The organism is Palaeococcus ferrophilus DSM 13482 (assembly GCF_000966265.1).
GTDB classification, from domain to species: domain Archaea; phylum Methanobacteriota_B; class Thermococci; order Thermococcales; family Thermococcaceae; genus Palaeococcus; species Palaeococcus ferrophilus.
Window position 1 is genome coordinate 60,838 of the sequence record NZ_LANF01000009.1, and the last position, 21,974, is coordinate 82,811.

The following is a 21,974-nucleotide window of genomic DNA, read 5'->3' on the forward strand; positions in this document are numbered from 1 at the left end:
TTCAAAACCTTCGATGGGCCACCGGAGACAAACCCTAAATACCACTTGGGCCTACATTCTCCCGGTGGTGATATGGGCGTACAGATAGGCGAGCTCATTCCAAGGAAGGAAATAGAGATTGAGAAGCTCAACGGAAGAAAGGTCGCTATAGATGCTTTCAACGCAATCTACCAGTTCCTATCCATCATAAGGCAGCGCGATGGAACGCCCCTTATGGATTCGCAGGGCAGGATAACCTCCCACCTAAGCGGCCTGTTCTACAGAACCATAAACCTCGTGGAGGCGGGGGTAAAGCCCGCTTATGTATTCGACGGCAAGCCTCCCGAGCTGAAGAAGAGGGAGCTTGAGAGGAGGCATGAGACGCGGGAAGAGGCGAAGGAAAAATGGGAGGAGGCCCTCGCGAGGGGGGAGCTTGAGGAGGCAAAGAAGTACGCCCAGAGGGCGAGCAGGGTGAACGAGGGGCTCATAAACGATGCCAAGACCCTTCTAACCCTCATGGGCATCCCGTGGGTTCAGGCCCCGAGTGAGGGCGAAGCCCAGGCGGCCTACATGGCCGCGAAGAAGGACGTCTATGCCTCAGCAAGCCAGGACTACGACTCCCTCCTCTTTGGAGCGCCGAGGCTCGTGAGGAACCTCACGATAACGGGAAGGAGGAAGCTGCCCGGTAAGAACGTTTACGTTGAAGTTAAGCCCGAACTCATAGTCCTCGATGATGCCCTGAAGACGCTCGGGATAGACAGGGAAAAACTCATCGAGATGGCCATCCTGGTCGGAACGGACTACAACCCCGGCGGGATAAAGGGGATAGGGCCGAAGAAGGCTCTTGAGCTGGTGAGGTACAAGAAGGACGTGCTCTCCCGCTATACCAAGGAGAGCGACGTTGACCTCTACGCCATCAAGGAGTTCTTCCTTAAGCCCCCCGTCACCGACGAATACGAACTGAAGTGGAGCGAGCCGGATGAGGAAGGAATCCTCAAGTTCCTGTGCGACGAGCACGACTTCAGCGAGGAACGTGTGAGGCACGGGCTTGAGCGGCTCAGGAAGGGCCTCCAAAAGGGCAAGCAGAGAACCCTGGAGAGTTGGTTCAAAGCGTGATTTCTTGCCCTTTAATCTTCCAATTTGGCCGGCCCGTGGGAATCATCACCCAGTCTGATTGTCTTTTAGCAGGAGGTGCCTGTCCTTTAGAATCTTTATCTTGTTGAAGTGCCCCCATTCAACCTCCGCCAGCCACTTTGCAACTTCTCTTATCTCAGGATTTTCGCTCACACTATGGATGTACTCGTAAACCTCCGCCGTCATCTTTTCGTTCTCCATCAGTATGTCAAAGAGCTCCCACAGCCTCCCATGTCTCAAAAACTCCCTGAGCTTATCCTCTCCCAGAACGACCTCAAGAGGGGGCAGATCCACGGGGGCAAGTTCCTCGCCCGGGAACAGCTTTTTGTAAAGTTTTAGCAACTCTTCCGCATGCTGAATGCTGTCTTCACTCAGTCCGTGAAAAACCTTTGGAATCTCTTCACTCCACGTTATTTCCCTGCTCACCTCAGTGAGATGACGGTACATCTCGGCTTCCTCGGCCTCCGCATTTACCAGATAGGAAAGAAGTTCCTTCATGCTCAATTTGGGAAGCTTCTGAAGCAGTTTCTTTATATCGTCCCGGGCAACATGGGATAGCTCGCTCATAACAACACCCCCTTAATTTTATTTCGAGAGTTTAAAAGAATACCCCCCAATGATCGCTGCGGGCGGCCTTGGAAGAAAAGGGCTGGCCTTCCCCACAACCAGGCAACGGAACTCGTAAATCCCTCCCAGACAGGAAAAGCACATTCTCCATCCAGTCGGCGTTAGACTTTTTGGTGCTTTTTCCATTCTCCATGGTTTCATTGATATTTCGTCAAAAAGCGATGGAAAAGGCTTAAAAGGGATGAAAGGCCTTTAGTAATTGAGGAACATCTCGGAGGTAGACTGGGTCTATGGAGGACGAATCCTCGAGTAGTAGTTATTGGTTAAGTAAACTCTTTAAAAAGAAGAGGAAGGCTGTTTTGACGCAGAAGATAACGCCCGATGCCTACAACGAGCTCAGGGCGGTTTTGATGCGCGCCAACCCCGAAAGGGATGGAGACAAGATTCGCCTTAAGCTCCCCCGCGGGGAGGTGACCCTTAGCAGGGATGGTCTTAAAGTGGTTGCCGAAACCCGGGAGGACGCGGAGAAAATCCTCCGCAACCTGCACTACTACTCAATGCCCCCAGGACTCTGGCCCGCCTACGGCCTGAGCTATTCAATCAAGAGGGGAACCTTCAGAGCCGGGGAGGGGTGAACCCCCTCCCAACGGTAAAGCTTATAAAAGGACTTCTTTAATAGTGCTTGTGATTAAGCTCATCAGGTGAGGTGAGATTATGGCTATCTGGCAAGGAAGATCACTTAGGAAACCTTCAGGCGGAAAAATCGTGCTCGCCAGGAAGAAGAGGAAGAGGGAGCTCGGAAGAGAGCCCGCCATGACCAGGGTAAGCGACGAGGAAAAGAAGAAGATAATAAGAACCTACGGTGGCAACAGAAAGGTCAGGCTCGTTAACGCCGCCTACGCCAACGTCTTCGATGGCGGCAAGGGCAAGAAGGTAAAGATACTGAGCGTCGTTGACAACCCCGCCAACAGGCAGTACATCAGGCGCAACATCATAACCAAGGGCGCCATCATCGAGACCGAGGCGGGCAAGGCCATCGTTACCTCAAGGCCCGGCCAGGATGGCGTGGTTAACGCCGTCCTCCTCAAGGAAGAGAACGCGTGAGTTCTCTTTCCGTCCCCTTTTGTTGTACTCACCATCTCTTCTCACCGGGAGTGATAGAAAGGGTTTTATTGTGCCCCCGTAACTTCATAGCGGGGATGTTCATGAAGTCGAGGATAGATGCCGTTAGAAAGTACATTGGGGAGAACGGTATTGACGGGGCACTCATCACGAGGAAGGAGAACCTCTTTTACTTCACGGGAAGTGCCCCCGTGCTCGGTGGCTACCTGCTCATAACGGAGGACGATGCACGCTTCTACGTCCCGGAGCTCGAATACGAGGAGGCCCGAGAAACGGCCAGGGTGGAGGTCGAGAAGTTCAAGAAACTCACGGAACTCTACGACGTCCTCAAGCCCCTGAAGAGCCTCGGCGTCGAAGGCTCCCTGAGCATGTCCTTCGGCAACAGCCTCAGAGAGAAGGCTGAAATTGAGGAGCTGAAGTTCATAGACGACGTAATAAAGGAGCTCCGCATAATCAAGACCCCCGAGGAAATCGAGGTCATAGAGGCCGCGTGCAGGATTGCGGATCAGGCCATGATGGTCGCCATAGAGGAGATAAGCGAGGGCAAGACTGAGAGGGAGATAGCGGCCAAGATGGAGTACATCATGAAGACCAACGGGGCCGAGAAAGTCGCCTTTGACACGATAATAGCGAGCGGCTGGCGTTCCGCTTTACCACACGGGATAGCCAGCGACAAGCGCATCGAGAAGGGCGAGCTGGTGGTCGTTGACGAGGGTGCCCTCTACAGACACTACAACTCCGACATGACGAGAACCATAGTGGTTGGCTCCCCCAACGAGAAGCAGAAGGAGATATACGAGGCCGTTCTTGAGGCCCAGAAGAGGGGCGTCGAGGAGGCAAGGCCCGGGATAACCACCAAGGAGCTTGACACCATAGTGAGGAACGTCATAGAGGAGTACGGCTACGGCGATTACTTCATCCACTCAACGGGCCACGGCGTGGGACTCGAGATACACGAATGGCCTCGCGTGAGTCAGTTCGATGAAACGGAGCTCAAACCGGGCATGGTGATAACGGTAGAGCCCGGGATATACATCCCCAAGTTCGGAGGAGTTAGGATAGAGGACACCGTTCTCATAACAGAGGACGGTGCCAAGAGGCTCACCAAGACGGACAGGGAGCTGATTTAGGGGCACCTTTATAAAGTCCCTTTCCTAGCCAACCTTGAAAAATGGGGGTGATCAGAATGCCCGTTTATGAACTCGATGGAAAGAAGCCCGTAATCCACGAGACCGCTTACGTTGATGAGCTTGCCTCCGTGATAGGGGACGTAGTAATCGAGGAGAACGCAAGCGTCTGGCCTTCGGCAGTCCTTCGCGGTGATATCGAGCGGATTCACGTTGGCTGCTGCTCCAACGTCCAGGACAACGTCAGCATACACACATCCCACAACCAGCCGACGGTAATAGGGAAGTACGTGACAATAGGGCACAACGCCGTCGTCCACGGGGCAGTTATAGGTGACTACACTATCATTGGAATGGGCGCCATAATCCTCGATGGGGCCAAGATAGGCAAGCACGTCATCATTGGAGCGGGAGCGCTCGTTCCGCCCGGAAAGGAGATTCCCGACTACAGCCTCGTCGTCGGCGTTCCCGGGAAGATAGTCAGGCAGCTCAGCGAGCAGGAAATCGAATGGACTAAGAAGAACGCCGAGATTTACATGGAGCTCGCTGAAAAGCACCTCAGCTCAAGGAAGAAGCTTTAATTCTTTCCCCTTTTTCATCGGGAAGATTTTTAAAGGCGGAGACCCAGCCTCCCATGGTGGCCCGGAATGAGAACACTGTACAGGATGGCATCACACGTCCCCAAGATCCTCCTAAGACCCGTTTACGACTTCTATGAGGACTACCTCCTCGAAAGGGTCAAGGCCAACGGCAGAATACCGAATCACGTCGCCATAATCATGGACGGCAACAGACGATGGGCGAGGATGCAGAAAAAACCGCCGTGGTACGGGCACCTCTTCGGATCGAAGACCCTTGAGAACATCCTCGACTGGTGCAGGGAGCTTGGAATAAGGAACCTTACCGTCTACGCCTTCTCCACCGAGAACTTCAAGCGCTCTCCGGAGGAGGTAAACGCCCTCATGGAGCTCTTTGAGCAGAAGTTCAAGGAGCTGGTCACGGACGAGAGGGTTCACAGGTACGGCATAAGGGTTAACGTCCTCGGAAGGAAGGAGGCCCTGCCCGATAACGTGAGGAAAGCCGCTGAGGAAGCCGAGAGGGCCACGAAAAAGTACGACAACTACACCCTCAACATAGCCCTCGCATACGGGGGCAGGAGCGAGATAGCGGACGCTGTGAGGGAGATAGTGAGGGACGCCCTCGAGGGGAAGATACGGGTGGAAGAGATAGACGAGGATACGATAAAGGAGTACCTCTACTACCCCAACATGCCCGACCCCGACATAGTCATAAGGACGGGCGGTGAGTTGAGGATAAGCAACTTCCTCCTCTACCAGATAGCCTACAGCGAGCTCTTCTTCGTTGACGTCTACTTCCCCGAGTTCAGGAAGATAGACTTCCTCAGGATAATAAGGGAGTACCAGAAGAGGCAGAGGCGCTTCGGACGCTGAGCCCAACTTTTTTAAGAACAACGCCGTAATCACCATCGGTGATACAATGGTATCCAGGCCCCCCGTTATATACGAGGTTTTCCCGAGGAACCACACGGAGGAGGGAACGTTCAGGGCCCTCATGGACGACTTACCGAGGATAAAGGCCCTTGGAGCGGATTACGTGTGGCTGATGCCCATACACCCGATAGGCGAGGAGGGGAGGAAGGGCACGCTCGGTTCCCCCTACGCCATAAGGGACTACCGCTCCGTCAACCCGGAACTGGGAACGATGGATGACTTCGTTGCCCTCGTGGAGAGAGCCCACAGCCTCGGCCTCAAAGTAATGATTGACGTGGTCTACAACCACACCTCCAGGGACTCGCTTCTCCTGAGGGAACACCCGGAGTGGTTCCTCACGGAGGATGGGAAGCCCTCGCGCAAAGTCCCCGACTGGAGCGACGTCTACGATCTCGACTACACCAATGAGGAGCTTTGGGACTACCAGATAGAGACCCTCAAGTTCTGGGCGCGCTACGTTGACGGCTTCAGGTGTGATGTGGCGCCCCTCGTTCCCCTCGAGTTCTGGAAGCGCGCGAGGGCCGAGGTGGCGAGGGTAAACCCCAACGTCATCTGGCTCGCCGAGACGGTCCATCCGTCCTTCGTCAGATGGCTCCGCGGGAGGGGTTTTAGGGCCCACTCCGACCCGGAGATGCACGAAGCCTTCGATGTAACCTACGACTACGACGGCAGGGAAGTGCTTGAGGCGTACCTCCGCGGCGAAAGGCCCCTCAGAAGCTACATTGACTACCTCAACCTCCAGGAGGCCCTATATCCGGCGCACTACGTAAAGCTCCGCTTCCTCGAGAACCACGACACGCTGAGGGCTGCACGGCTCTTCGGGGACGGGGAGAGGCTGAGGAACTGGACGGCATTCACCTTCATGCTCAAGGGAGCACCGTTAATCTACGCCGGCCAGGAATACGCGATAAAGAGCGCCCCAAGCCTCTTCAAGAGGGAGCCCGTCCCGTGGGAGGAAGGCGATAGGGAGTTCCTCGAGTTCTTCAAGCGCCTCCTCGATACCGTGAAGTCCGTAAGGTGCGAAAACCAGCGCGTCCACATGCCCGTCGAGGGGGTGGCCGTGGTGGAGTGCGGGAACGCCGTTGGGGTGTTCAACCTCGAGGGTAAAATAGGGAGCGTCGAGCTCGACGTCAGGGGAAGGGATGCGCTGAGCGGGAGGAGAGTAGAGAGCAGAAACGGAAGAATGGAGCTCGATTTCGAGCCCGTGATAGTTCTCCGTTGAGAACCGAAACCTTTTTTAACTCACTTCTTTACCTCTCCTCTGGGAAAGCGCGGGGGTGCCCGAGCCTGGCCAAAGGGGCCGGACTTAAGATCCGGTGGCGTAGGCCTTCGCGGGTTCAAAGCCCGTCCCCCGCACCACAGAATCACTCATCCTTCTCCTTCAGGTTTCAATGGCATGTGTGTTCCCCATCCTGCCCGCGGGGAGAACGAGCCGCGCTCCATGAAAGTTCCTTCAATCCGTTTTCAGGGCGCACCTTATGACGTCGCTTAAAACCCCGGAGACGGTCTCCTTTACCCCCGCTCCGGCCCCCCTGAGGGTGAGCTCCCCGAGGAGGTCGCTTTTTATGAGGGCAACGTTGGAGGTGCCGTGGACGGCAAGGGGCGAACCCACGGGCACTTCCACCGGTTTGACCTCAACCACACCTTTCTCCACCGTTGAGATGAGCCTTATCACCTTACCCCGCCTCTTTGCCTCCATAACCCCGTCCGGCCCGATTGAGTCTATTCCCTCCACCATTGCCCTCGAAAAGTCGAACTTCCCAAAGGCAACGTTGTGGAGGATAGCAGCTTTATAGGCCGCATCAAGCCCCTTTGTGTCCCCCTCGGGATTGGCCTCGGCTATGCCGAGCTCCTGGGCCCTTCTAAGTGCCTCCTCGAAGGAAGTGCCCTTCTCCATCTCGCTGAGGATAAAGGTGGTCGTGCCGTTCAAAACGCCCTCAATGCCGATAACCTCATCGCCCATGAGGTTTTCCCTGAGGAGGGCTATTATGGGCGTGCCCGCCATGACCGTGGCCTCGAAGCGGTATTCGAGCCCCCTCCGCTCCGCCTCGTTCGTGAGCTCGCCGTAGTGAAAGACGAGGGGTGGTTTGTTTGACGTTACCACGTGCCTCCCGTGCCTCAGGGCCTCAAGCTGCCATCTGTATGCCTCGGGGTTGGCGCTCGTCACGTCTATGAACACGTCGCTCTCCACTTCACGCGCAACCTCCGTTGGAGAGAGCTCGTAAACCTCGTAATCGTCCCCCCAGCGGGAGAGTGCTCCAAAGGTCTCCTTAACGGCGAGGGCCTCAGAAAGGTCTACCCCCTCCCCGCTCCACACAGTGGCGGAGGAATCGGAGATACTGACAACCCTGAACTCTATGCCATAGAGCTCCCTTATTTTCCTGGATTTCTCAAGAAGGGTGCGGAGGAAGCCCCTCCCCACGTTGCCAAAACCCAGAAGGGAGAGGGAAACCTCCATGGACTCACTTCCTGTTCACTATCACCTTTATTATGTCTATGTCTCTGACTATGCCGACAAGGTCGTCCTTGCCCCTTATCACGGGCAGCTGCTCGATGTGGTACTTCGTCATCTTGCTGGCTACCTCGTAGACGCTCATTCCCTCCGTTGCAACCACGAGCTCGGTGTTCATTATTGTCTCGACGGGCTTGTCGGGAAGCTTGAGTTCCTTCTTCTCGAGGAGGAGAACGGGGTGGCTCTCGAGTATCCAGTCCTCCTCACTTGACGCCACCAGTTCGGAGGATTTGAAGGTCCTGATAACCTCGCTGTCCTTGAGGAGGTCCGTCTCATCAACCATTCCCACGAGCTTGCCCTCATCGTCAATAACGGGTATGGCCATGGAGTCCGCGAGCAGGAGGGCCTTAAGGGCGGCGTTTAGCGGAGTTCCCTTCCAGACAACGCTAGTGTACTTGGTGTAGCACGGGGCTATTGAAATCTCCCTCATCTTCTCATTCTTTGAGAGGTAGCGCCTTATTATGTCGCCAACCGTGAGAACACCGACGACCTCCCCCGTCTCATCTGCCACGATGACCCTTCTGTAGTGAGAATCGAGCATCTTCCGGACTGCCTTCTTGAGGTCATCATCTGGGCGCACGATTGGAACATTCCTCTTAACCAGCATGGCCAGCTGATCCTCGTCGGGATGAAGAAGAACCCTCTTAATACTCACCATCCCGACTATCTCCTTATCGTGCCTTCTAATAACCGGAAACGCCCTGACGTTATGCTTCTTGAAAAGCTGGAGAGCATAACTCCTCGTGGCGGGCAGTTCTATAACAACCGGATTGGGGGTCATTAAACTCTTTACTTTCACTGTCACCACCGCTTTGATGTTAAACGGCACCCAACTATTTAAGGCTTTTTGGCGGGCTATTGGACATCCGGGGTAAACTTTTTAAATGCTCCCCTCAAACCACCAACGACAAGGGGCGGCTGGCTACGGCTGGCCGTCACCGTGGAGGTGAAAGGAATGGTAAGGTTGCACACGTACAAGAGAGGAAAGTCAGGTTCAAAGAAGCCCCCGAGGACTGCTCCGCCCACCTGGGTTGAGTACACCGCCGAAGAGGTTGAGGGACTCGTTGTAACCCTCGCCAAGCAGGGTTACTCAAGCGCCATGATAGGTACGATACTCAGGGACCAGTACGGAATCCCGAGCGTCAAGCTCATCACGGGCAAGAAGATAACCAAGATTCTCGAGGAGAACAACCTCGCACCCCAGATACCTGAGGACCTCATGTTCCTCATCAAGAAGGCGGTCAACCTCAGGAAGCACCTCGAGCAGCACCCGAAAGACCTTCACTCAAGGCGCGGTCTCCAGCTCGTGGAGAGCAAGATAAGGCGTCTCGTCAAGTACTACCGCAGGACGGGTAAGCTCCCGGCCAAGTGGAGGTACGACCCAGAGACCGCCAAGCTGCTGGTTCGCTGAACCCTTTCCCCTTCTTTTAAGGTGATCAAATGGATAGGGCCGCTTTCTTGGAAAAGGTTCGTGAGGGCGCGGAGCTAATCAGGATGCACACCGAGTTAGGGCACACCATACGCATTGTTTCTCACCGTGACGCCGACGGCATAACCGCGGGAGCGATCCTCGCGAAAGCGGTGGCTCGCGAGGGTGCGAGGTTTCACCTGAGCATCGTCAAGCAGCTCAGCGAGGACATAATAAAAGAGCTCGCAAAGGAGAAGCAGAAGGTGTACGTCTTCAGCGACCTCGGAAGCGGCTCCATAACGCTAATAGAGAGGTATTTGGCCGACGCCACAGTGGTTATAGCCGACCACCACCCACCCGAGGACGGGGAGATAGCGAACGACTCCCACGTTCTCGTGAACCCCACCGTGTTTGGCGCCAACAGCGTTAGAGACCTCAGCGGTTCGGGCGTGGCCTACTTCGTGGCCAGAGCTATGAACGATAGGAACCGCGATTTAAGCCCCCTCGCCCTCGTTGGTGCGGTGGGGGACATGCAGGAGATAGATGGCCAGTTCCACGGCCTCAACCTCGAGATAATAGAGGATGGAAAGGCCCTCGACTTAATCGAGATTAGAAAAGAACTCCGTCTCTTTGGAAGGGAAACGAGAACCCTCGCCCAGATGCTTGCCTATGCCTCCAACCCCGAACTTCCAGAGATTACCGGCGACCTGAGGAACGCCATCGAGTGGCTGAAAGCCAAAAACTTCGATCCGGACATGAGGTACTGGCAGCTCCGCGAGGAGGAGAAGAGGAGGCTCCACGACGCGCTGGTGGTTCACCTCATAAAGCACGACGTCCCCAAGGAGGACATAGACCGCCTTATCGGTGACGTGGTTCTCATAAAGGCCTACCCGGAGGGCGACCCGAGGCACGAGGCGAGGGAGTTCGCCACCCTTCTGAACGCCACTGGGAGGCTCAACAGGGGCACCCTTGGAGTTGCAATATGCCTCGGAGATGAGGGCGCCTACAGGGAAGCGGTAAAGCTCGTCGAGGAGTACAAGCGCGAACAGATAGAGATGAGACGGTACATAATCCAGAACTGGGGAAGCATCGTCGAGAAGGAGCACGCTTACGTTTTCTACGCCGGGAAGGACATAAAGGACACCATGGTGGGCATAGCGGCCAACATGGCAATAAACGCCGGCCTCGCGAATCCTGAGAAGCCGGTCATAATCGTGGCCGACAGCGAGGAGGACGGTGAGCTCGTCAAGGCATCCGCGAGGACTACGGAGAGGGCGCTCAAGAAGGGATACCACCTTGGGGAGGCCCTCAGGGAAGTGGCCGAAAAGATAGGCGGAGAGGGCGGCGGACACGCGATAGCGGCGGGAATACGCTTCCCACAGAAGAAGCTCGACGAGTTCATAGAACTCATTGACAGGGCCCTTGGAAGGCAGGTGAGGGGCGATGAAAATTAGGGCGAGGGCGTACATAGAGTGGGACTACGGGGAGAACGCGAGGGCCATAGCAGAGGCAGTTGAGGTGGACAACCTCAACCTTCCGGAGAACCTAAACTTTAAAACCCTCTGGGAAGAGGGCAGGGTGATAACAAAAGTTAAATACTCCGGTGAGATTGAGAGTTTCATAGCGGCAATGGATGATTTGGTGTTTTCGGTCAAAATAGCCGAAGACGTAACCTCTCAAAATAATTTAGTGAAAAGGGAAGGATCGGAGGTGTGAAAATGGCAAAAGCAAGGTCGAAGAGGCAGGTTGCGGCTGCCAAGGATAAGTGGAAGTCAAAAGAGTGGTTCGTGGTTTACGCTCCAGAATTTTTCGGAAGCAGGGAGATAGGACTCACCCCGGCCGACGACCCCGAGAAGGTCAAGGGAAGGATCATCGAGACGACCCTCAAGGACCTCACTGGAGACTTCACCAAGGGCCAGGTCAAGCTCTACTTCCAGATTTACGACGTCAAGGGTCAGAACGCCTACACCAAGTTCAAGGGTCACAAGCTCTCAAGGAGCTACATCCGCTCACTCGTCAGGAGGAGAACCACCCGCGTTGATGGCATATTCAACGTCACCACAAAGGACGGTTACAAGCTCCGCGTCATGGGAATGGTCGTCGCCTACAGGAGGATCCAGACCAGCCAGGAGAGGGCCATCAGGGCCATAATAAAGGACATAATCTACAAGAAGGCCGAAGAGCTCAACTTCGCCGACTTCGTCCTCGAGAGCGTTAGCGGAAAGATCGGGGCTGAGATAGCCAAGGAAGCGAGGAAGATATACCCGCTCAAGAGGGCGGAAGTCAGGAAGATAAAGGTTCTCGCAGAGCCGGAGGCGTGAAGCCTCTACTTCTCCCATTTCCTCACGGCGGATGAGGAGATGGCGGATTGCTGAGAAGTGATGACGACCTTAGGGTCTGACGCCAGATTAAAAAGTGAAAAGGGTTTACCATTTGCTTTCGTCAAGTTCTCCCTCCGTCTTTGCCACTATAGTTGTTCCGGCGAGATCGCCCGTGACGTTGACCATCGTTCTTCCCATGTCCAGTATGGCGTCTATTCCGAGTATCATGGCGTAGGCCAATGCAACGGGACTCCCAGCCGTCAGCTCAAGCCCAACGCTCTGGAGGACCATCGCGAGCATTATCGCCCCGGCACCAGGAACTCCGGCGGTTCCTATTGAGGCAAGAACTGCCGTAAGCACAATCACAAGCTGCTGGCCGAATGTGAGGGGTTGTCCTATCGCGTTTGCCACGAAGAGAACCGTGACTCCCTGGTAGAGCGCCGTTCCGTCCATGTTTATCGTGGCACCGAGGGGCAGGGTGAAGGAGAATATGCTCTCGTCAATCCCCATGTTCTCCTCGGCAACGCGCATCGTAACTGGCAGCGTTCCGCTTGAGCTCCTTGTCACGAAGGCGGTAATCATGGCGTCCTTGGCCTTCGAGAGGAACTTGAGGGGGTCTATGCCGAAGCCCTTGAGAAGGACGAAGTAAACGATGGCTATCTGGAGTATGAGGCCGAGATAAACCGCGACCACCACCTTCGCGAGCGGGCCAACGACCTTCGTCCCCTGATCGGCCATGACGTAGGCGATGAGGGCGAACACACCTATGGGCGCGTACTGCATGACACCCCTGACTATGAGGTACATTGCCTCGGCGAGACCATCGAAGAACCTCAGGACGGTCTTTCCGGCCGTTTTGATCCTCTCGTCATCGGAGTTGACCAGGTAGCTCAGCGCTATTCCGAGCACTATTGCGAAGAATATCGTGGGAAGCACGTCTCCGCTTGAGAGCGCTCCGAAGGGGTTCTTGGGTACTATGTTGAGCAGCGTGGAGACGATGGACGGGGCGCTCGCCTGTATGGCCTTTCCTTCTCCCGTGCCGAGACTTATTCCCGTGCCGACTCTGAAGAGGTTGCCCATCAGGAGCCCGAAGAACACGGCGAAGGCCGATGTGAGGAGGTAGTAAACCACTATCTTAATCCCCACCCTTCCGAGCTTCGCGGGGCTTATGCTCGCCGCTCCGACGACGAGGGAGGCCAGGATTATGGGCATCACTAGCATTTTGAGCAGTCTAACGAAGAGGTCACCGAAGGGCTTGATGTAGGTCTTGACTGCCTCGGTGTAGCCGGCGTAGCCGAGTATTAAGCCCACCACTGCACCCAAAATCAGCCCCAGCAGTATCTTCTGCAGAATCGGATAGTCGAGATACCTTCTTATAATCCCCAATCGCAACACCTCGCCATTGTTGTATATCCGTGTTTATGGCAGCATTTCTTTGTACCTTTACGTATATAAATGCTGTGGCTCCCATGACACGCATTTCGATAAACTCCAAAGAATAGAAGGAGTGCCGAATCGTCATCTCGTCAGTTGAACCTTATGGAAACGTCCCCGTAGAGAATCCTAGTTACTCTCCCCCCAACGTCCACAAGGAGGCATCCATCGTCGTCCACATCCAGAGCGACACCCTCAAAGGGCTCATCGCCAAGGACGCGAACCCTTGTCCCGAGTATCGCCCTCGAGCGCCACTCCTCCAGAACCCTGGCCCTATCCTTCAGGAAGACGGAGTACCATAAATCCAGAGCCTCAACGAGCGTCCTAAAGAACTCCGGAAGCGGAACTTCCCTGCCCAGAACATCCTTGAGCGAAATCCCCTCCTCGGGAGCAGGGTTGTTCACGTTGATTCCCATGCCGAGGACGACGTGATTGACCTCCTCCAGAAAGCTGGCCTCCGAGAGTATCCCACACACCTTCTTTCCGTTCACCAGAACATCGTTGGGCCACTTTATCCTGCCCTCCACACCCCATGCTTTCAAAGCGTCCGTAACGGCCAGGGCCCCAACGAAGACGAGCTTCGGAACTTCGGAGGGGGGAATCCTCGGCTTGAGGATAACGCTCATCCACAGGCCTCCCCTCGATGAGACCCACGAACGCCCTTTTCGTCCCCTTCCCCTCGTCTGCACGTCCGCCACCACGACGGTTCCCTCGTCCTCGCGGGCGGCTATCGAGCGGGCGTAATCATTGGTGGAGCCAACCTCCCGGAGGTAGATAACCTTCCGACCGATGAGCTTTGATCCAATTCCCAGCATGCTCCCACCGAAACCGTTTTGGGGGAGGAGGTTAATAGTGTTTCGAGGGCAAAGTTTAAATTATTCCAAACTCATGTATCACCAGGGGTGAATAACATGGATGCCTACCAGAGCGTTGGGATTAGGAGAAGGCTTAAGAGGTTCTTCCGCAGGGACGGAAGGGCTTTGATATTCGCCATGGACCACGGCTTCGAGCACGGGCCGACGGACTTTGAAGAGCACTGGGAGCACGTTAACCCGAAGGTCATTATAAGAAAGGTCGTCAGGGCCGGAATAGACGGCGTCATGATGCTCCCCGGCATTGTCAGAATAGCCGGCGATGAGCTCAAGCCCGACACGGGGCTTATGATAAAGCTCACGAGCAAGACGAACCTCAGGCCCAAGGATGATCAGCTCCTCCAGAGCCAGCTGGGCTTCGTTGAGGACGCCATAAAGCTCGGCGCCGATGCGATAGCGGCAACCGTTTACTGGGGCTCACCTCAAGAAGACGTTATGATGCGCCAGTTCGCGGAGATAGCGAGCTACGCCCACGATTTGGGCTTCCCGGTGGTCCAGTTCGCCTATCCACGCGGCCCGTACATCAACGAGCGCTACGGTAAAAAGGAAGACTACCGTGTAGTTATGTACGGCGCGAGGGCGGCGGCGGAGAGCGGCGCGGACATGATAAAGACCTACTGGACCGGCTCAAGGGAGACATTCGCCAAGGTCGTTGATGCCGCCGCTGGAGTGCCAGTTCTCCTCAGTGGAGGGGCGAAGACCGACAACCCGGTTGACTTCCTCAAGCTCGTGTGGGAGGTCATTGAGGCCGGTGGCTCTGGAGCCGTCGTCGGAAGGAACATCTTCCAGCGCGAGAACCCAGAACCTTTCATAAAGGCTCTCCTCAAGGTCGTCCACAGGAACGAGGACCCTGAGGAGGCTGCGAAAGCCGAGGGGCTTCTCTGACTCCTCATTTCACATTTTTGGCCAGCAAGTTAAATATAGCTCTTCTCCATTAGTCTTAACCGGAGGTGAGGGGGAATGGTGAGGGTAATAGACACGACCTTTAGGGACGCTCATCAGTCACTCATAGCAACCCGCCTGCAGACGGAGGACATGCTTGCCATAGCCGAGAAGATGGACAGGATAGGATTCTACTCCATGGAGGTCTGGGGAGGGGCAACATTCGACGTCTCCATACGCTACCTCAACGAGGACCCATGGGAGCGCCTAAGGCTCCTGAGGGAACACATAAAGAGAACAAAGCTCCAGATGCTCCTCCGCGGCCAGAACCTCGTTGGATACAAACACTACCCTGATGATGTTGTTGAAAAGTTCGTAGAGCTGGCCCACAGGAACGGGATAGAGGTATTCCGCGTCTTCGATGCCCTCAACGACGTGAGGAACATGGAGGTGGCGATAAGGAAGGCCAAGGAAGTCGGCGCCGAGGTTCAGGGGGCGATAGCCTACACTACCGGCAAGGTGTTCACACTGGAATACTACATGAAGAAGGTCGAGGAGCTCCTTGCCCTGGAGGTTGACGTCATAACCATCAAGGACATGGCGGCCCTACTGACGCCCTGGAAGGCCTACGAACTCGTCAGCGAGATAAAGGAGAGATACGGCATCCCGGTCAACGTTCACACCCACTCAACCACCGGAATGGCGGTCGCGACCTACCTAAAAGCTATCGAGGCCGGGGCAGACTTCATAGACACCGCCATAAGCCCGCTCGCCTTTGGAACGGCCCAGCCCGGCATACAGACCATATGGCATGCCATTCCTGAGACTCTCGAAGACCTCGACCGCGAGCTCATTCACGAGGTCTCGCGCTACCTCAAGAAACTCCTAGACGAGAAGTACTCGGGCCTGCTGCCCAAGGAGGCCCTCATGGTCAACCCCTACGTCCTCAAGTACCAGGTTCCGGGCGGAATGTACTCCAACCTCATAAGCCAGCTCAAGGAGATGAAGGCCCTCGACAGATTGAATGAAGTCCTCGAGGAGATACCGCGTGTTAGGGAAGACCTCGGCTGGCCGCCGCTTGTCACTCCCACCAGCCAGATAGTTGGCACCCAGGCGGTCCTCAACGTCCTCTTTGGGAGGTACGAGCGGGTAACCGAGGAGGTCAAGAACTACATCAAGGGACTCTACGGAAGGCCGCCGGCGGAAATAAATCCAGAGCTCAAGAAGAAGGTGCTCGGAGACGAGGAGCCGATAACGGTAAGGCCCGGCAAGCTTTTGGAGCCGGCCCTCGAGAAATGCAGGAAAGAACTTGAGAAGCTCGGAATCGAGAGGGAGGAGGACGTCCTCACCTACTGCCTCTTCCCGCAGACAGCGAGGGAGTTCTTTGAGGCGAGAAGGACCGGGAGGAAAGGGCCGAAGATGCCACCAAGGGTGCAGAGGTTGAAACTCTACGTGAACGGCGTCGAGTTCGAGGTCGGACTCGAGGGGGTTGACCTTAGCGCGCTGAAATACATGCCTTCGATGGCGGGCATCATGCCAACCTCAACGCCTCAAACCACGGCAACGGTTCCAACGGCCGCTCCAAGTGCTCCAACCACAGCTACAACACCAACTCCCGCCGCAGGCGAGGGCGTTGTCACTGCTCCGATGCCCGGAAAAATCCTTAGAATCCTCGTTAAGGAGGGCGAGGAGGTCAAGACGGGTCAGGGGCTTCTCGTGCTCGAGGCAATGAAGATGGAGAACGAGATTCCCTCACCGATGGACGGCGTCGTTAAGAGGGTACTCGTGAGGGAGGGTGAAACCGTGGACACGGGAAGGGCATTGGTGGAGCTGGGCTGACCCTTCCCATTTCAGGTTTGAGGTTCACTCCAAAATCGGGTTGAGGTTCCCTCAAAGAACCTATCAAAGCCGTTTAACTTGAGAGAGTAAAGTGAAATTTGCTTCTTTTTAACAATCCTCCAACAAATTCCGAATTTTGTTAGGTTGAAGCCGCGAGGCGCCGAAAAGCATTTATATGGACATAATATTACATTACTGAGAAAATCTTCACGGGGGTGCTGAAATGAACTCCGCTGTGGTAATTTTGGTGGCCGCGGTCATATACGTGGCCATGTACTTCACGTACGGAAAGAATCTGCAGAATAAGGTAGTTAAGGCCGACCCCAACAAACCAACACCGGCCCACGCACTCTACGATGGTGTGGATTACGTCCCAGCCCACCCGCTGGTTCTCTACGGACACCACTTCGCTTCGATTGCAGGAGCCGGACCGATAGTCGGTCCTGCAGTGGCAATGGCATGGGGATGGCTGCCAGGACTCATCTGGGTCTGGTTCGGAAACGTCTTCATCGGTGCCGTCCATGACTATCTCGCACTGATGTCCTCCGTCCGCTACGATGGTAAGTCCGTCCAGTGGATTGCAGGAAAGCTCATGAGCAAGAGGACGGGAATAGCGTTCGAGGTCTACATATGGTTCGCCCTCCTCCTCGTTGTGGCCGCGTTCACCTCGGTCATAGCGGGAATATACTCAAAGACCCCTGAGGCTGCCACCGCTTCGCTGCTCTTCCTGGTCTCGGCGGTTATCGTAGGCTACCTCATGTACAAGACGAGCCTCCACTTCGCCGGGGCGACGGTCATAGGCCTTATCCTCGTAGCAATCTCAGTCTGGCTCGGCTTCAAGTTCCCGATACACGCCACATACCACCAGTGGGCACTCTTCCTCCTCGTGTACATCGTCGTGGCGGCGTCACTTCCGGTCTGGATACTCCTGCAGCCAAGGGATTACCTCAACGCATATCTGCTGTGGTTCGGCCTCATACTCGGTGGCCTTGCCTTCATCGTTATAGGGGGCAAGGGAACCTTCACCGCACCGGCCTTCACCACCTGGAGCGCTCACGTCGTCGGTGGAAAGCCCTCACCATTCTGGCCCACGATACCCCTCGTTATCGCCTGTGGTGCCCTCAGCGGATTCCACTCTATAGTCGGTTCCGGAACCTCATCAAAGCAGCTTGACAACGAGATACACGGTCTCATGGTCGGCTACGGTGGAATGTTCACCGAGGGCTTCCTCTCAACCATCGTTATAGCCTCGATAGCGGTCTACGGCTTCCAGGTCTTCTCCGATGCCGGCCTCAGCATAACGGCGGGCGACTGGGCTGCCAAGTACGCACCCCTTGTGGCCAGCAAGGTAGGAAAGACCGGAATCTTCGCCAAGAGCTACGCCTACGGTCTAACTAACGCCTTTGGCATTGACTATAAGTTCGGTGTGGTCTTCGCGAGCCTCTGGGTTTCAGCCTTCGCCCTAACCTCGCTCGACACCGCTACGAGGCTTGGCCGCTTTGCCTGGCAGGAAGTCTTTGGGATGGTCGTTGACACCAGCGAGGGCTTCTGGAAGACCGTTACCAACAAGTGGGTCGCTTCGGTGATAATAGCCATCCTCGGTGTTCTCCTTGCATGGGGCAACCAGTGGCTCATCCTCTGGCCGGCCTTCAGCGGTATGAACCAGATGCTCGCGAGCATTGCAATGATGACCGCCGCCCTCTGGGTCGCCAAGATACAGAAGGCAGGGAAGTGGACGTGGGCTGTGCTCATACCGGCGCTCTTCCTCTGGATCACAGTGACCCTAGCACTTGGCTGGTTCCTCGTGGTAGTGGTGCCGGGAATAGGAGACCCGCTGACGAAGTACAGCGTCGGCCTCATAACCCTCGTCGGCCTTCTCCTCAACCTGCTCCTCGCCTTTGACTTCTGGGGAGCCTGGCAGAAGCCGACGGAAGAGTACGAGGCTGCAAAGGCCTGAAGGCTTTTCCTTTTTACTCCTTTTTGGGGGAAGATTCATGAACACGAAAAAGATTCTCTACTGGATTTCAGCCCCTATCCGCGTCCTGTGGGAGTTCCACAAGGGATTTGAGCTGTACTACGTTAGGGGAATTGAATGGGAGGAAGAGGAACTCGAAAACATCTTCGCGCTCATACTGTTTGGGGACTACATCGGGCTCCCCCATCCGCCAACGGAGTTGAGTTTCCGGTTGCTCCCCCACGTAATCAGGGAGCTCTACGTTATGGAAGAGAAGAGCACGAAAGAGTTCTCACTGAAAACCGGATGGATCGGTGTGTGAGGGATGGATATGGTCAAAAAAATCATTGAAGATGTAAAGGCATTCCTTCAGGGGTTTGCGAGCTCATTCAAGGACCAGTCAACGGAGTACATCGAGTTCGAGGAGAGGGAATTGGAGAACGTTTTTGCCCTTATACTGATGGGTTCCTTCATAGGGATTCCCAGTCCACCGACGACTCTCGTGGTTCGCCTAATGCCCCACATGCTCCGTGAGATGTACGTCATGCAACAGAGGGCGGCCAGCCTCGATGACATATTCGGGGAGATAGCGGGGATGTTCGACATTGACTGAGGTGGTCGAAATGAGGGATTACCTGCTTCCAAAAAAGAACTTCAGGGTTCTCTTTTTCATAGGCAAGGGGGGAGTGGGCAAGACTACCACATCCGCGGCAGTTTCAGTGGGTCTTGCGGAGCACGGCTACCGGACGCTGATAGTCTCACTCGACCCAGCCCACAACCTCGGTGACGTGTTTATGACGAAACTCACGGACAAACCCAAGAGACTCACCGAGAACCTCTACGCGATGGAGCTCGACATGGAGAAGCTCATAAGGAACTACCTCAAACACCTGGAGGAGAACCTCAAGCACATGTACCGCTACCTGACCGTCATAAACCTCGAGAAATACTTTGAAGTCCTCAGCTTCTCCCCTGGGATAGAGGAGTACGCCACCCTCGAGGCCATAAGGGACATACTGAAGGAAGGGGACGAGTGGGACATCATAGTCTTCGACACTCCGCCAACGGGGCTAACTCTAAGGGTCCTTGCCCTCCCCAAGGTCTCCCTTGTCTGGGTGGATAAGCTCACGGAGCTCAGGAAGAAGATACTGGAGCGCAGAAGGATGATAGGCAAAGTCCACGGGGAGAGGAAGTTTGTCGTTGAGGGCCAGGAGTTCAAGCTCCCGAGCAAAGAGGAGGAAGACCCCGTTATGAACGAGCTAACGGCGTACCGCGAGGAAATAGAGTTCGTGGATGCCATACTAACCGACCCCGACAGAACCACCGTCGTGGCCGTCATGAACCCCGAGATGCTCCCGCTCTACGAGACTGAAAGGGCCCACGAATCCCTGAAGAAGTTCCGGATTCCCATGCGGCTCGTGGTGATAAATAAGGTCATCGAGCTTGAGGAAGAGGTACCAAAGATACGCGTCAAGATGGATGCACAGAAGAACGTCCTGAGGGAGGTTGAGGAGCGCTTCAGGGGCATGGACGTGGTTAAGGTTCCAATGTTCGAGGAGGAGCCGAGGGGTATGGAGTGGCTGAAGAAAGTGGGAGGCCTCGTCCTTGGAGAATAAAATAATCGCCCTCTTAAGGAAGGTTAAGGAGCCCATAGCGGAGATGGACATAGTAAGCCTTGGAATCGTGAGCAAGGTTATGGTTGACGACGAAACGGGAAAGGTGACGGTATACCTTGACCTGGCCCACAGGACGCCCCACCACCCCTTTGAAATGGCCCTGAACTGGGCGGTCCACGCCAGAATTGTGAAGGATGTGGTAAATGTTTTAGGGGAGAAGTTCCCAAACCTTGAAATACTCGACAGCATGACCCTTCAGAGGTATTATCCAATCGAGGAGGATGAGCTATGAATCTGAACATCTCCATTACACCCGGCCTGCTGCTTGGGATAATGGCTCTTGCGGGGATTGCCTCCTATCAGTTCTACAAGGGCAGGAAGCTGAACCTCTACCTCATGGACTACTACCTCCGCTCCATTGAGGAGGTGGTGAAGCCCAAGGACAAGGACTACGTGTGGCTCGGGGGTTACATAGGCTTCCGCGCGGAGTACAAGGTGGACGAGGACAACCTGAGAAAGTTTGAGTACACTCTCACGCTCCTGCCGAGGCAGAGCATCCTATACTTCCCGATATCTCTCCTCACGAGCAGACATGACAAGCTATACTTCGTTGTGAAGCCCTACTCAAAGATAAAGCGCGAGGCCCACCTCATCCAGAAGGGCTACTACCGCTTCAAGCCGAAGATAGAGAACGAACCCCTCCTTCAGAGGGACACGGTAGAGGTCAACGGCGTTGAATACGAGGCCCTCTTCGAGAAGAGGCGCGACCTATCACTCCTGCAGGAGTTTTTGAAGGGTTTCTCCAGACCGTCCAACGTCAAACACATCTCCCTTACCCCCAGCACGAACGTCCTCTACGTCTTCATGAAACCAGAGCCGGAGACCATAGGGGAAGACGTCGGTCACATAGTGCGGTTCACCAACGAGAAGCTCAGGGAGGGCCCGTTCTCTTCTTGAATTTTCCTTTTCAAGCGCAACCTATTTATTGGTTAAACTACAGGTTATACATGGTGATACTTGTGGTTAGCATCCGTCTGAAGGTCGGCCCGAAGGGCCAGATAGTCATCCCCAAGGTTTTCAGGGAGGCCTACGGGATTAAGGAGGGCGGGGAAGTTATAGTGGAGCCTACGGAGAGGGGACTGGTGATAATGCCCAAGAAAAGTAAGGAGGAGCTGATAAAAGAACTCCTGGAATGGAAGCACAAGAGAGCAAAGGGGAAGCCCGCCAAACTCGGGGATCTCAAAGGGGTGAGCCTCGAAGACGAGTTCGACGAGGCCTGGGGGATTGAAGAATGAAGCTTTTCATTGACGCGAACCTGCTTGTGTATCTGCTAACAAAAACCCCCGATGAAGCAAAAAGGCTCGTGGAATTCTACGCGGATCTCGTGGAGAAACATGCCCTCTACACCAACCCTCTGGTGCTCGACGAGACCATCCACGTGTCGAAAAAGAAGTACAAAGTCCCCTATGATACCTCCATCCAGTTCATAGACGAAAAAGTTCTTCCATACGTCAACGTCCTCCCGCTGACTGTCCTCGATTACCTCACGGCCAAAGAGCTCATCCTCAAGTACAGCCTCCGTCCCTCGGATGCCCTCCACGCCGCCACGATTCAGAACAACGGCCTTCAGGCGATTGTGAGTGAGGATGAAGATTTTGATAAACTCCCCATTAAAAGGCTCTGGCTGGAGGTTTGA

General features: G+C 55.2%; 26 protein-coding genes and 1 tRNA gene. 22 read left to right on the top strand and 5 right to left on the bottom strand.

Annotated elements, in window-relative coordinates; all coding sequences use genetic code 11:
* Positions 1-72 precede the first annotated feature (72 nt).
* Positions 73-1,095 carry a flap endonuclease-1 gene (gene fen, locus PFER_RS03365; RefSeq protein WP_048148770.1) on the top strand — a complete coding sequence of 341 codons (1,023 nt, stop codon included), beginning with the start codon at positions 73-75 and terminating at the stop codon, positions 1,093-1,095.
* 45 nt (positions 1,096-1,140) lie between these two features.
* Here fen and PFER_RS03370 read toward each other — a convergent pair whose 3' ends face one another.
* Complete coding sequence (locus PFER_RS03370) at positions 1,141-1,680, bottom strand: ferritin-like domain-containing protein (protein WP_048148773.1); 540 nt, start codon at positions 1,678-1,680, stop codon at positions 1,141-1,143.
* 359 nt (positions 1,681-2,039) lie between these two features.
* Here PFER_RS03370 and PFER_RS03375 point away from each other — a divergent pair, with 359 nt between their 5' ends.
* The 7 genes from PFER_RS03375 to PFER_RS03405 all read left to right on the top strand — a co-directional run bounded on the left by PFER_RS03375 (position 2,040) and on the right by PFER_RS03405 (position 6,799).
* Positions 2,040-2,315 carry a hypothetical protein gene (locus PFER_RS03375; RefSeq protein WP_394296992.1) on the top strand — a complete coding sequence of 92 codons (276 nt, stop codon included), beginning with the start codon at positions 2,040-2,042 and terminating at the stop codon, positions 2,313-2,315.
* Between the two features lie 79 nt (positions 2,316-2,394).
* A complete protein-coding gene (locus tag PFER_RS03380; RefSeq protein WP_048148777.1) occupies positions 2,395-2,784 on the top strand; it encodes a 30S ribosomal protein S8e in 390 nt (129 codons plus the stop codon).
* A gap of 101 nt (positions 2,785-2,885) precedes the next feature.
* Entirely contained in the window at positions 2,886-3,932 is a 1,047-nt protein-coding gene (gene pepQ / locus PFER_RS03385) for a Xaa-Pro dipeptidase PepQ (protein ID WP_048148779.1), read from the top strand.
* 56 nt (positions 3,933-3,988) lie between these two features.
* Positions 3,989-4,510, top strand: a complete 522-nt coding sequence (locus PFER_RS03390) for a gamma carbonic anhydrase family protein (protein WP_048148781.1) — start codon at positions 3,989-3,991, stop codon at positions 4,508-4,510.
* Positions 4,511-4,576: 66 nt separating this feature from the next.
* Positions 4,577-5,380: a polyprenyl diphosphate synthase gene (gene uppS / locus PFER_RS03395; protein WP_048148784.1), complete on the top strand. Its 804-nt coding sequence runs from the start codon at positions 4,577-4,579 to the stop codon at positions 5,378-5,380.
* Between the two features lie 46 nt (positions 5,381-5,426).
* Positions 5,427-6,662 carry an alpha-amylase family glycosyl hydrolase gene (locus PFER_RS03400; RefSeq protein ID WP_048148786.1) on the top strand — a complete coding sequence of 412 codons (1,236 nt, stop codon included), beginning with the start codon at positions 5,427-5,429 and terminating at the stop codon, positions 6,660-6,662.
* Between the two features lie 49 nt (positions 6,663-6,711).
* A tRNA-Leu gene (locus tag PFER_RS03405) sits at positions 6,712-6,799 on the top strand.
* 94 nt (positions 6,800-6,893) lie between these two features.
* On the opposite strand, the gene PFER_RS03410 is transcribed toward PFER_RS03405, so the two are convergent.
* Positions 6,894-7,898: a homoserine dehydrogenase gene (locus PFER_RS03410; protein ID WP_048148789.1), complete on the bottom strand. Its 1,005-nt coding sequence runs from the start codon at positions 7,896-7,898 to the stop codon at positions 6,894-6,896.
* A gap of 4 nt (positions 7,899-7,902) precedes the next feature.
* Entirely contained in the window at positions 7,903-8,751 is an 849-nt protein-coding gene (locus PFER_RS03415) for a CBS domain-containing protein (RefSeq protein ID WP_048148791.1), read from the bottom strand.
* Positions 8,752-8,907: 156 nt separating this feature from the next.
* Here PFER_RS03415 and PFER_RS03420 point away from each other — a divergent pair, with 156 nt between their 5' ends.
* Genes PFER_RS03420 through PFER_RS03435 form a run of 4 tightly spaced genes read left to right on the top strand, consistent with a single transcriptional unit; the run spans position 8,908 to position 11,681 of the window.
* Positions 8,908-9,363, top strand: a complete 456-nt coding sequence (locus PFER_RS03420) for a 30S ribosomal protein S15 (RefSeq protein ID WP_048148794.1) — start codon at positions 8,908-8,910, stop codon at positions 9,361-9,363.
* Positions 9,364-9,392: 29 nt separating this feature from the next.
* A complete protein-coding gene (locus PFER_RS03425; protein WP_048148797.1) occupies positions 9,393-10,814 on the top strand; it encodes a single-stranded-DNA-specific exonuclease RecJ in 1,422 nt (473 codons plus the stop codon).
* Positions 10,804-11,076 (top strand): KEOPS complex subunit Pcc1, encoded by a 273-nt coding sequence (locus PFER_RS03430; protein WP_048148799.1) that lies wholly within the window; start codon positions 10,804-10,806, stop codon positions 11,074-11,076. The genes PFER_RS03425 and PFER_RS03430 overlap by 11 nt, the downstream gene beginning before the upstream one ends.
* Before the next feature lie 2 nt (positions 11,077-11,078).
* Positions 11,079-11,681 (top strand): 30S ribosomal protein S3ae, encoded by a 603-nt coding sequence (locus PFER_RS03435; RefSeq protein WP_048148801.1) that lies wholly within the window; start codon positions 11,079-11,081, stop codon positions 11,679-11,681.
* A gap of 105 nt (positions 11,682-11,786) precedes the next feature.
* On the opposite strand, the gene PFER_RS03440 is transcribed toward PFER_RS03435, so the two are convergent.
* Together PFER_RS03440 and PFER_RS03445 are read right to left on the bottom strand one after the other, a co-directional pair.
* Entirely contained in the window at positions 11,787-13,067 is a 1,281-nt protein-coding gene (locus PFER_RS03440; protein ID WP_048148809.1) for a dicarboxylate/amino acid:cation symporter, read from the bottom strand.
* Positions 13,068-13,207: 140 nt separating this feature from the next.
* Positions 13,208-13,930 carry a biotin--[acetyl-CoA-carboxylase] ligase gene (locus tag PFER_RS03445; protein WP_048148812.1) on the bottom strand — a complete coding sequence of 241 codons (723 nt, stop codon included), beginning with the start codon at positions 13,928-13,930 and terminating at the stop codon, positions 13,208-13,210.
* Between the two features lie 96 nt (positions 13,931-14,026).
* Between PFER_RS03445 and fba the strand changes: the two genes are divergently transcribed.
* The 10 genes from fba to PFER_RS03495 all read left to right on the top strand — a co-directional run bounded on the left by fba (position 14,027) and on the right by PFER_RS03495 (position 21,974).
* A complete protein-coding gene (fba, locus tag PFER_RS03450) occupies positions 14,027-14,872 on the top strand; it encodes a class I fructose-bisphosphate aldolase (RefSeq protein WP_048148816.1) in 846 nt (281 codons plus the stop codon).
* A gap of 75 nt (positions 14,873-14,947) precedes the next feature.
* Positions 14,948-16,708 (top strand): pyruvate/oxaloacetate carboxyltransferase, encoded by a 1,761-nt coding sequence (locus PFER_RS03455; protein ID WP_048148818.1) that lies wholly within the window; start codon positions 14,948-14,950, stop codon positions 16,706-16,708.
* Positions 16,709-16,931: 223 nt separating this feature from the next.
* Positions 16,932-18,665 carry a carbon starvation CstA family protein gene (locus PFER_RS03460; protein ID WP_048148821.1) on the top strand — a complete coding sequence of 578 codons (1,734 nt, stop codon included), beginning with the start codon at positions 16,932-16,934 and terminating at the stop codon, positions 18,663-18,665.
* Between the two features lie 37 nt (positions 18,666-18,702).
* Complete coding sequence (locus PFER_RS03465; protein WP_052696177.1) at positions 18,703-18,984, top strand: hypothetical protein; 282 nt, start codon at positions 18,703-18,705, stop codon at positions 18,982-18,984.
* Between the two features lie 9 nt (positions 18,985-18,993).
* The gene (locus tag PFER_RS03470; protein ID WP_211255073.1) at positions 18,994-19,275 is read left to right on the top strand and encodes a hypothetical protein; all 282 of its coding nucleotides are present in this window, start codon (positions 18,994-18,996) and stop codon (positions 19,273-19,275) included.
* A 10-nt stretch (positions 19,276-19,285) separates the two neighbouring features.
* On the top strand, positions 19,286-20,278 hold the full coding sequence (locus PFER_RS03475) for an ArsA family ATPase (RefSeq protein WP_048148824.1): 993 nt from the start codon (positions 19,286-19,288) through the stop codon (positions 20,276-20,278).
* Positions 20,268-20,570, top strand: coding sequence for an iron-sulfur cluster assembly protein (locus PFER_RS03480; RefSeq protein ID WP_048148826.1), 303 nt, complete (start codon positions 20,268-20,270; stop codon positions 20,568-20,570). The genes PFER_RS03475 and PFER_RS03480 overlap by 11 nt, the downstream gene beginning before the upstream one ends.
* Positions 20,567-21,235: a hypothetical protein gene (locus PFER_RS03485; RefSeq protein ID WP_245612422.1), complete on the top strand. Its 669-nt coding sequence runs from the start codon at positions 20,567-20,569 to the stop codon at positions 21,233-21,235. Before PFER_RS03480 ends, PFER_RS03485 begins: the two co-directional genes overlap by 4 nt.
* Positions 21,236-21,285: 50 nt before the next feature.
* Positions 21,286-21,573, top strand: a complete 288-nt coding sequence (locus tag PFER_RS03490) for an AbrB/MazE/SpoVT family DNA-binding domain-containing protein (protein ID WP_245612424.1) — start codon at positions 21,286-21,288, stop codon at positions 21,571-21,573.
* Positions 21,570-21,974: a type II toxin-antitoxin system VapC family toxin gene (locus PFER_RS03495; protein WP_048148831.1), complete on the top strand. Its 405-nt coding sequence runs from the start codon at positions 21,570-21,572 to the stop codon at positions 21,972-21,974. The genes PFER_RS03490 and PFER_RS03495 overlap by 4 nt, the downstream gene beginning before the upstream one ends.

Excerpts from the sequence above, each read along its gene's own strand:
- fen (WP_048148770.1), top strand. The coding sequence starts at position 73 with ATGGGCGTACAGATAGGCGAGCTCATTCCAAGGAAGGAAATAGAGATT.
- PFER_RS03370 (WP_048148773.1), bottom strand. The coding sequence starts at position 1,680 with ATGAGCGAGCTATCCCATGTTGCCCGGGACGATATAAAGAAACTGCTT.
- PFER_RS03380 (WP_048148777.1), top strand. The coding sequence starts at position 2,395 with ATGGCTATCTGGCAAGGAAGATCACTTAGGAAACCTTCAGGCGGAAAA.
- pepQ (WP_048148779.1), top strand. The coding sequence starts at position 2,886 with ATGAAGTCGAGGATAGATGCCGTTAGAAAGTACATTGGGGAGAACGGT.
- PFER_RS03390 (WP_048148781.1), top strand. The coding sequence starts at position 3,989 with ATGCCCGTTTATGAACTCGATGGAAAGAAGCCCGTAATCCACGAGACC.
- uppS (WP_048148784.1), top strand. The coding sequence starts at position 4,577 with ATGAGAACACTGTACAGGATGGCATCACACGTCCCCAAGATCCTCCTA.
- PFER_RS03400 (WP_048148786.1), top strand. The coding sequence starts at position 5,427 with ATGGTATCCAGGCCCCCCGTTATATACGAGGTTTTCCCGAGGAACCAC.
- PFER_RS03410 (WP_048148789.1), bottom strand. The coding sequence starts at position 7,898 with ATGGAGGTTTCCCTCTCCCTTCTGGGTTTTGGCAACGTGGGGAGGGGC.
- PFER_RS03420 (WP_048148794.1), top strand. The coding sequence starts at position 8,908 with ATGGTAAGGTTGCACACGTACAAGAGAGGAAAGTCAGGTTCAAAGAAG.
- PFER_RS03425 (WP_048148797.1), top strand. The coding sequence starts at position 9,393 with ATGGATAGGGCCGCTTTCTTGGAAAAGGTTCGTGAGGGCGCGGAGCTA.
- PFER_RS03430 (WP_048148799.1), top strand. The coding sequence starts at position 10,804 with ATGAAAATTAGGGCGAGGGCGTACATAGAGTGGGACTACGGGGAGAAC.
- PFER_RS03435 (WP_048148801.1), top strand. The coding sequence starts at position 11,079 with ATGGCAAAAGCAAGGTCGAAGAGGCAGGTTGCGGCTGCCAAGGATAAG.
- PFER_RS03445 (WP_048148812.1), bottom strand. The coding sequence starts at position 13,930 with ATGCTGGGAATTGGATCAAAGCTCATCGGTCGGAAGGTTATCTACCTC.
- fba (WP_048148816.1), top strand. The coding sequence starts at position 14,027 with ATGGATGCCTACCAGAGCGTTGGGATTAGGAGAAGGCTTAAGAGGTTC.
- PFER_RS03455 (WP_048148818.1), top strand. The coding sequence starts at position 14,948 with ATGGTGAGGGTAATAGACACGACCTTTAGGGACGCTCATCAGTCACTC.
- PFER_RS03460 (WP_048148821.1), top strand. The coding sequence starts at position 16,932 with ATGAACTCCGCTGTGGTAATTTTGGTGGCCGCGGTCATATACGTGGCC.
- PFER_RS03465 (WP_052696177.1), top strand. The coding sequence starts at position 18,703 with ATGAACACGAAAAAGATTCTCTACTGGATTTCAGCCCCTATCCGCGTC.
- PFER_RS03470 (WP_211255073.1), top strand. The coding sequence starts at position 18,994 with ATGGTCAAAAAAATCATTGAAGATGTAAAGGCATTCCTTCAGGGGTTT.
- PFER_RS03475 (WP_048148824.1), top strand. The coding sequence starts at position 19,286 with ATGAGGGATTACCTGCTTCCAAAAAAGAACTTCAGGGTTCTCTTTTTC.
- PFER_RS03485 (WP_245612422.1), top strand. The coding sequence starts at position 20,567 with ATGAATCTGAACATCTCCATTACACCCGGCCTGCTGCTTGGGATAATG.
- PFER_RS03490 (WP_245612424.1), top strand. The coding sequence starts at position 21,286 with ATGGTGATACTTGTGGTTAGCATCCGTCTGAAGGTCGGCCCGAAGGGC.
- PFER_RS03495 (WP_048148831.1), top strand. The coding sequence starts at position 21,570 with ATGAAGCTTTTCATTGACGCGAACCTGCTTGTGTATCTGCTAACAAAA.